Source organism: Bacteroidota bacterium (assembly GCA_018816945.1).
Classification (GTDB): Bacteria; Bacteroidota; Bacteroidia; order Bacteroidales.
Genome location: JAHIVC010000068.1, coordinates 1 through 8,326 on the forward strand (window position 1 = coordinate 1; position 8,326 = coordinate 8,326).

At 32.8% G+C, this 8,326-nt stretch carries 6 protein-coding genes; all 6 read right to left on the minus strand.

Features of this window, described 5'->3' with window-relative positions; translation table 11 throughout:
* Positions 1-2,360, minus strand: a 2,360-nt coding sequence (locus KKG99_10095) for a hypothetical protein (protein MBU1013347.1), incomplete at its 3' end; no start/stop codon positions are given.
* A gap of 286 nt (positions 2,361-2,646) precedes the next feature.
* Positions 2,647-3,930: a hypothetical protein gene (locus tag KKG99_10100; GenBank protein MBU1013348.1), complete on the minus strand. Its 1,284-nt coding sequence runs from the start codon at positions 3,928-3,930 to the stop codon at positions 2,647-2,649.
* A 13-nt stretch (positions 3,931-3,943) separates the two neighbouring features.
* Positions 3,944-4,501: an acyltransferase gene (locus KKG99_10105; GenBank protein ID MBU1013349.1), complete on the minus strand. Its 558-nt coding sequence runs from the start codon at positions 4,499-4,501 to the stop codon at positions 3,944-3,946.
* Positions 4,502-4,511: 10 nt separating this feature from the next.
* Positions 4,512-6,230: an aminoglycoside phosphotransferase family protein gene (locus tag KKG99_10110; GenBank protein MBU1013350.1), complete on the minus strand. Its 1,719-nt coding sequence runs from the start codon at positions 6,228-6,230 to the stop codon at positions 4,512-4,514.
* A gap of 100 nt (positions 6,231-6,330) precedes the next feature.
* The gene (locus KKG99_10115) at positions 6,331-7,164 is read right to left on the minus strand and encodes an SGNH/GDSL hydrolase family protein (protein MBU1013351.1); all 834 of its coding nucleotides are present in this window, start codon (positions 7,162-7,164) and stop codon (positions 6,331-6,333) included.
* A gap of 81 nt (positions 7,165-7,245) precedes the next feature.
* Positions 7,246-8,326, minus strand: a 1,081-nt coding sequence (locus KKG99_10120) for a hypothetical protein (GenBank protein MBU1013352.1), incomplete at its 5' end; no start/stop codon positions are given.

Here is an 8,326-nt window from a genome sequence, read left to right on the forward strand (position 1 = left end):
GTTACAAGCTCAATATCAGAGCTTGACAGCTGTATTGAGCCATTCTCTCCTTCTTCTGCGTCATCACTGCCTATGGCTATTCGTTTTTCAACGATAGTCATATCTTCAAATGTGGTGGCGTCAGCGGGCAGGCTTTCTATGGAATAATTGCCCGATGCGTCAAAGGCGATCACGGTATAGGTATAAAGCGTTTCTCCACTAAGACCTGTATCGGTATAGGAAGTCCCTGAGACAGTCTGGATCAGAAAACCGTCCCGGTAAATTTCATAGCCTGCCACTGCTATATTATCTGTTGTGGCATTCCATGCCAACACGATTTCTGTTCCGGATAATGCCGTTGCAGTCAATCCTGTGGGCTCAGCAGGAGCCTGGTTATCAGGCTCGGTTACTGTTACGGATAATGTATCTGATGATATAAACTCACCATCAAATGCCGTAAGGCTTAAAATATAGGTTCCTATCTCACCGAATTCTGCCTGGGTATCCGGCATATCAGCATTTGTAAACTGTACGGCTGAAGGGCCGCTTACCTGACTCCAGTTAACGGTCACGGTGCTGCCTTCGGGCAGTCCATCATCGGTTACATTGCCTGAAAGTGTCACAGTATTTTCAGGAAGGCTTAAGGTAATATCACCCCCTGCCGACACGGATGGGGCACGATTCAATGGTGTTCCCGTAGAATATTCTACATGTAGCAAGGGAGCTACCAGTTCCCCGCCATTAAAGGATTTTGCTGTCCGCTTGCCTGTTCCGGATATTGTAAAAACAATAGAATTACCTTCAGTCCAAAGATCATTATCAACTTTTTCTTGAATTAAAGGAGAAATATCTGGTGATACATGTCTATAATGTTCAGCTAACCAAGGCTCTATATTTGACCAGCTAATCGTTGTTGGCAGCATTTGCCTACTTGAAATATTACCTGTTTCGGATGAAAATATAGTTGGGTTCAAAGAATCTTCAACTGAAATTGTTAATGCTGTTTCACTTAAGCCAATTTCATCCGCAGTAAATTCAATATAGGCTTTAATGATTTGAGAATTTTTTGGCAGGTTAAGGTCATTAAAATAAAGGCCAACAATTTGATTTCCAGGTCCATATTCATATACTAACTCGAGATCAGAGCTTGAAAGCTGTACTGTACCGTTTTCACCTTCCTCAGCATCACCAGCACTCGTCGATATCCTTCTTTCAAAAACATTTCCCATAGACTGAACAGATACAGAAAGGCTTTCACCGGATACGTTGCCGGAAATATCAATTGAATGTATGGAATATGAATAGTTCGTAAGAACCTCAAGACTCGAATCTGTCCATTGATTCGTTTCAGAATAGTCAATAAAAATACCGTTTCGACTTATTTCATATCCTGAAATTGCAACGTTATCTAACGAAGGTGACCATGTAAGACGTATACGATTATCCGAAATTGCAACCCCTGATAAATTATTCGGAATTGATGGGTTTTCATTATCCTGATCAGTAACCAGTACAGTTACAAAATCAGCCCCGCTATATTCACCATCATTTGCGTTAAATTGAAATATATACTCTCCAGGCGCCGGAAACGTTACGTTGGTTGTTAATGAATTTTCATTTTGAATTAAAACAGCTTCCGGGCCTGAAAACAATTCCCAAGCATAGGTCATTGCAGTCAAAGCAGGTAAATGATCATCAATAACTGATGCTTGCAATTCAACATGGTCGATTGGCAAACTAATTATTTTTAATTCACCGGCATCTACTTCAGGTGGTGTATTCACCCTTTCAGAAGAATGGAGAGCCCCAACACCAGCTATTTCAGGGACTCCTAAATTTGAATATCCTGTAGAACTCCAACAAACTTCACCATAAATACCAATGGGTGACGAAATGTAAATTCTATCAACTGAACACCCATCACATACGCCTAAATCACTAAGATCAACTGCTCCGAGACTAATTGCAACATTACAATTGTTTGTTGCATCGGGACTTTGGCTCCAGGATGTTTCAACAATAACTGTTTGACTATTTACATCCCAAGGGTTTTGAATTGAATGCAAATCCAAAGCGACTAAGGCTGCATTAGGGCTTCCCATTTCAAAAATTACAATGTCATCACCATCATTATTTATGATTTGATTGTCAGAAAATCCTAACTCAATATATTGTGTTGGCGGAGCGGCACTATTATAGGTACCATCATAACCCGGTAAAAAATCATGGCTTCCATAATTAATCCAAGAGTTTAAATCAAACCCAATAATTGCTTCTTCATAATTATTTATAACGGTACCATTGCATGAATCATAACTACCTGTATAGTTGGTGGTTCTTACGTAATCAGAAAATGCATTATCGTTAAAAGAAAAACCCATTATTTCAATTGATGCGTTAGCGTAATTAAAATTTAATAGGATTAAATGAATAATTATAATTGAGGATGCTATAAGTCTTACCACTGTATCACCTACAAATTTTGAATTAAATTAAAAATACATAAAAATACAGTACATAAGCTTACAAATAGTATGCCAAGATTTTAAACGTAAGAATAATATAAAATATCACCAATAACTATCCTGAATAGTTTTAAATAAATATATATGTGTAATATTGCAAGGCAATGAACTATGTAATGTTTTTCCTAATTTAATCTTTAAATTATAAACAACTTAAAATTTTCCTGGTCATTTCGTTCGCACCAAAAAATTTCAGATCATTGATATCCGGAGTATAGTTACATTTTCCATTACAATAATCCAAATAATCATTTTTTAAAAATTCAAATACTTTATTCACATCTGATTCAACGACAATACCAAATCCATAATGTTGAATTATATTTGCGACTTCACTTTCTTCAGGTCCAATACAAATAATCTTCCGGCCTGACCCGACATATTCAAAAAATTTCCCTGGTATTTGGCCTAATGCACCTTCTCCTATTGCTTTTACGAGCAATAGTGTATTTGATGAAATCATCATTTGAATGGCTTTTTGGTGGGGTACTAAACCATGAACTTCAACATAATTTTCAACACCACTTTGCTTTGCATCCTCTTCTAAATCAAACGATGACAAACCATAAAAATGAAGCTTCATATTTAAAGCATCAGGTTTAACATCATTTTCAAGCATTTTTATGGCTTGAAAAATAATTCGAGCATTTCGCAATCCATACATACTCCCTAAGTGAGAGATAGCATAATGACCATAATTTACAGGACTGCAACATTTATAATCATCTTCATCATATGAATTGCGAACAGTGATAATACAATGAGACTTATCAGGAAAATCTTTTTTCAATAAAGAGCCATGAGTTTCTGTATTGGTGATGACAGTATCTGACGATTTAATAATTAAATTATTAAAAAAATCCCTGAATTTTTTTTCAAATAATATCAGAAGGTTATTAGATTTTTTCATCAAGTTCAATTCTGCTATATTACCTACTATCGGGTCTCTTAGATCAGATATAAACTTGACATTTGTCATTTTTTTGAGCACATATCCAATGATCAATGATGAGTTAGGTGGAGATGAAATAATGACTGATTGAATTTTGTTTTGTTTAATTATTTTTAAAGCGGCTGGGATTGCGCTAAAAATCCACAAAACCATATGGTCAGGAATTGATACAAAACGTAATAATTGTGATATAATTTTATCAATAATAATCAACATTGGATTATTAACTAGTTTTTTTCTGAGAAGCTGATATCGACGCCATGGATCAATAATAGGCGTTCTATGAATAAAAACCTTTTCTGGTATATTTCTTAATAAATTATAATCGTTAGGTATGTCATCATATATATCAATAGTCAGGACGTGCAGATTTATATCATGTGTAACACTATTTTTACTAAAACGGAGGCTTCGATATGTGCCACCATATGGTATTGGAGGGTATGTATAAGCAATTAATAATATATTTTTCATGGTACGCCTTAAATTAACTTTCTTGTTTTCGTAGAAGGCCTCTTTCGCCAATTTTTCGTGCTGGGTTCCCTGCTATGATTGAATTCTGAGGCCACTTTTTTAATCCAACAACAGAACATGCTGAAACGACACATCCATCGTCAATAGTTGCACCAGGCATAATAAATGAGTTAGCACCGATCCAAACATTCTTCCCAATGTTAACTTCATTATATTCGTAACCAGCACCTTCAAGATTAGAATCAGGATCATCATAGATGTGTGTTTGAGACCAAATTTTAACACCCGGTCCCATCTCAGTATAGTCACCAATTGTGATGCCACCACCGCCTTGAATATATGAATCCACTCCGAAATGAACATTATTTCCGACGTTAACTTTATCAATATTAATGATCCTGCAGCCTTTATGAATTCTTATATTTTCTCCAGCACATAAAAATTTAGGACTAAGAATTTTTTTCCGGAGATAGAAACCAACTCTACCGGGGAGATTGCGTACCAACTCATATAAATAATCAAATCGTGTGGATTTATCTTTTAAATCCCAATATAATAATCGTAAAATCATAACATTATCCTTAATCTAAAAAGCTTGATTTCATATAATCAAGCACATAAAAAATATTATTAGTTATCCATGAATTATTTTCTGAAAGTAACACATTTTTTTGAGCAAAAATATGTTCTAACCAATATAAAATCGAAATAGGTTTAAACAAATCCTCAGGTAGTTTGAGATCAGAACAATATTCGCCGATAAGCCTTTTTTCAATATCATTAAATTTACGAGGCAAAATATACTCAACGAGTATAAACCCCATTCCCTTATTCAGGTTATGTCGCTTAAATGATTCCAATAAATTAATAATATCAATAAGCGGTAATCCTTCGGTATTATTCTGGTCCCAATCAATTATTGCGCTGACCGATAGGCTTTCATCCACCAGCACATTACTTGCACTGCAATCCCCTTTTTGAAAAACTGAAGGAATATTGTTATTTTCAAAATAATCGATCAAGTATTGATATATTTTTTTTATTACAACGTTGTATTCATTATTGACGATTGTATCTAAAAAAGTGATTCTCTCTAATATATAGGATCCAATAAATTCATTATCCAATCTATCTTTCTTTGTATATAAATGTATTTTATGAACAGCTTTTATTGAATTTTCCAGAATTATATCGTATTCAAAGACAGTGTTCGAATACGATGAAGCTGGCTTTCCAGGCTTTAATTCTTCAACATAATAATTGATATCTGAGCCCAAGACATTCCCTTGGTAAACATTTTCAGGAACAATTTCATGTATTTCTTTACTGATATTTAATTGAGAATGGATATGCTTAATACCAACGAAGTTTTTATATAACTGGGATGATGATAGATCATTTAATGCAATTTTGATAATATAGTTTTTACTACGAACGCATATAACACCTTTTTCTGTAATACAAAAGATTGAATCATCGACTAACCCACAATTTAAATTTCTTTTTATATCTGAAAATATCAGTTCATATAATGTTTGATGGTTTTTTGATCTATATTTAACCTTACAATAGCAATCCGAAAAAAAACGCTTATAAAATAATGAATCTTTAATATATTGTTTGATAGTTACGTTGGGCTTTATTGTATTATTATGCTTAAACTTATCATAATCAATAATCTCATTTACACCTTCAATATTTGTTTTAAATAAATATATATTGGCCCACTTAAACTTCTGCTTCTCTTTAAACAACGAGTTGATTAAAAAAAAGGTCTTTTTCAATAGATTGCATGTTAAATAATTGAGAGCTGACAAATTATATAGATTTTTGTTATTTATAATATAATCCAATTTATTTTTAATATAATTTATGCTCAATTTATTAATTATAATTTGTAAAAAAACGCCATTTTTTTTTAATACCCTGTAAGATTGATTACATAGCAATTCTCGATTGATGAAATTTGAATTTTTGATTATCCGATTATTTCGTGCATTGAGATACTTTCCATAGTCATCGAATGCTAAATCAAGAACAATTTTGTCAAACGAACAATTCTCAAAGGGAAGAATAAATTCTTCTTTATCATAACTAAAGTACTTATGATCACAGCCTTTTGGTCTGTAGATCTTATAGCCATCTTCTTCCAATTTACAAAGATGGACTTCTTCATATTTTTTTATATGATATGAAGAATTAAACACTTTATCATGAAATGCAATTATTAATATATTCTTTGCCGAAAGTGGGACGGCAAGTATATCTAATGCACTTAATACACTATGAATTTGTGCCATATATATCAGATAATATTTATCAGAAAAATGCTAATCGTTCAGGTTATGGAGGCCATGCGACTCACCACGATAGATTCGAATATAATTCGAATTCGTAATATTAAATATTTACAAGTTCTAACAGCAGGTCTTCAGCAATCTTTTTCCTTCCTAACTCATTGAGGTGGGAACCATCATTTGTATATTCTGGGTTTAAACTAAAATATTTCTTTTTTTCAAATTCAAACGTCTGATAGTTATGATCTGACATCATAGCTTCATAAGATGCAATATCAAAAATCAATTCATTATCTGAAAATTCCGATATGATCATTTTGTTGAATTGATTACGTTTTAAATTGTCCTTATATTCCCACAAGTCCCCTATACCTGTCATTTGTTTAAACTTTGTTTTATATGTTACCGATGTAATTTGAAGTGGGACTGTAAACATAATCACTTTTACAGATGGATGTTTTTGTTTAATTTCTTTGATTGTTTTACGATAATTTTCAAATAATTGAGTTATGTTAGTCTTGTCTGTCACATCCACATAACAGAATTTGAACATTGCAATATCAATTTTTTTACCAATATCACTCTCAAGAATTTTACTAAAGGCATCTAATTTTGTTACCGGTTCGTGATTTTTCCCTATTCTTGAGTGAATGAACATACCACCTTTTAAATCGATATCATCAGATAATTCAACAATTCTTAACTTTATATTTTTGTTTTCATTCATCAAGTCTTTAATACCATCTATAATGTTTGAGCCCACAGATTGGTGCCCAAAATAAATATTTTTAGTTGATAATTCTTTCCATGAGTCAACTGAAACATCTTTGATTGAATTATATACAACTTTATTTTTCACTGCGTCGCCTCCACTGCAACTAAAAAACATCAAGACTAAAAACATAATGATTATATTATTTAAAATTCTAAAATACATATTTTCACCTCTTCGATAACTCTTAAATAAATATTTAATTTTAGTACTTTAATTAAGCTACTTAAGCAGTTAATTATGAATTTATTTTTTATTAATTACAGATGAAATTAAAGATTCAACGATAATTCGTTCAAGATCAAGGGATATTTCAAGGGGCATTTCAATATTATAATCATCTTTATATATGAAACTTTCTTTTTCTTTATACGCATAATGATGCCACACAGGTGAAAATTCGGTGATTAAAAACTTGTCTCCGCTTAATATCAAATCAATATTTAACCATTTTGTTTTTAGTTTTTTTGCAAGGGATGTTGATAGTTCTATAGCCTCTTCGGGGACATAGCTCCAAACACCCGTGCCGCCACCATCAATGTTCATTTTCCACATGGTTTCATCAGCCTGGAAACGCCAATGTGCCTCAACAAGCTTGTAATCACCTGTAACAGTTTTAAGATCACGATCAATTTTGACAAATTTCTGGGCAAGAAGAGGTGGTGATAAAAGGGGATAAGGCATATTTTTTTCTTTTATCATATGGTAATAAAACATTCTCTTTTTTAGGATATCTTTAAAATAAAACAAGGATTTCAAGTTAAACATATTTGATTTTGAAACCTGGTAATATTTTTCAAGTTCTTTTCTGCTATTAATCAAATAAACGGAGCCGCCACCCGCACCATACCTGTTTTTTAAAACAAGGGGAAAACCCAGTCTTTGCTCTGCAAGGTTTATAGATTGTTCTGATACCAAGGGAATTGTTTCGGGTATGGGGAAATTGTGTTTATGCAAAAAAAGGTATTGAAGATATTTATCATTATAGTATTTAATAATCGACGGATCTGGGTACATGATAATATCAGGGTACTCTGCATGGAGAAACATTAAATTATCATAAACATCCTGAAGTGAAAGTGGGTGGTTCGAAGAAAATTTGAATGACGGATAGTAAATAATTATATCCGTTTGACTATAATCATACTCATTCCAATCATGGGATTCAAAATCAAGGACGGTTAAGTCAATATCAGAACCCGTCAATTTTTCCTTAAAGGCATTAAATCTTTCTTTAGACTTAAATAAAACGGCATTGATTTTATTTTTATCCGGTGTGTCCATCACATAATTCCCTTTGATTAATTCCTGACAGGTTTCCATGAAA

What these genes read in the sequence shown, in the direction of transcription:
- KKG99_10100 (MBU1013348.1), bottom strand. Translation starts at nt 3,930, where the DNA reads ATGAAAAATATATTATTAATTGCTTATACATACCCTCCAATACCATAT.
- KKG99_10105 (MBU1013349.1), bottom strand. Translation starts at nt 4,501, where the DNA reads ATGATTTTACGATTATTATATTGGGATTTAAAAGATAAATCCACACGA.
- KKG99_10110 (MBU1013350.1), bottom strand. Translation starts at nt 6,230, where the DNA reads ATGGCACAAATTCATAGTGTATTAAGTGCATTAGATATACTTGCCGTC.
- KKG99_10115 (MBU1013351.1), bottom strand. Translation starts at nt 7,164, where the DNA reads ATGTATTTTAGAATTTTAAATAATATAATCATTATGTTTTTAGTCTTG.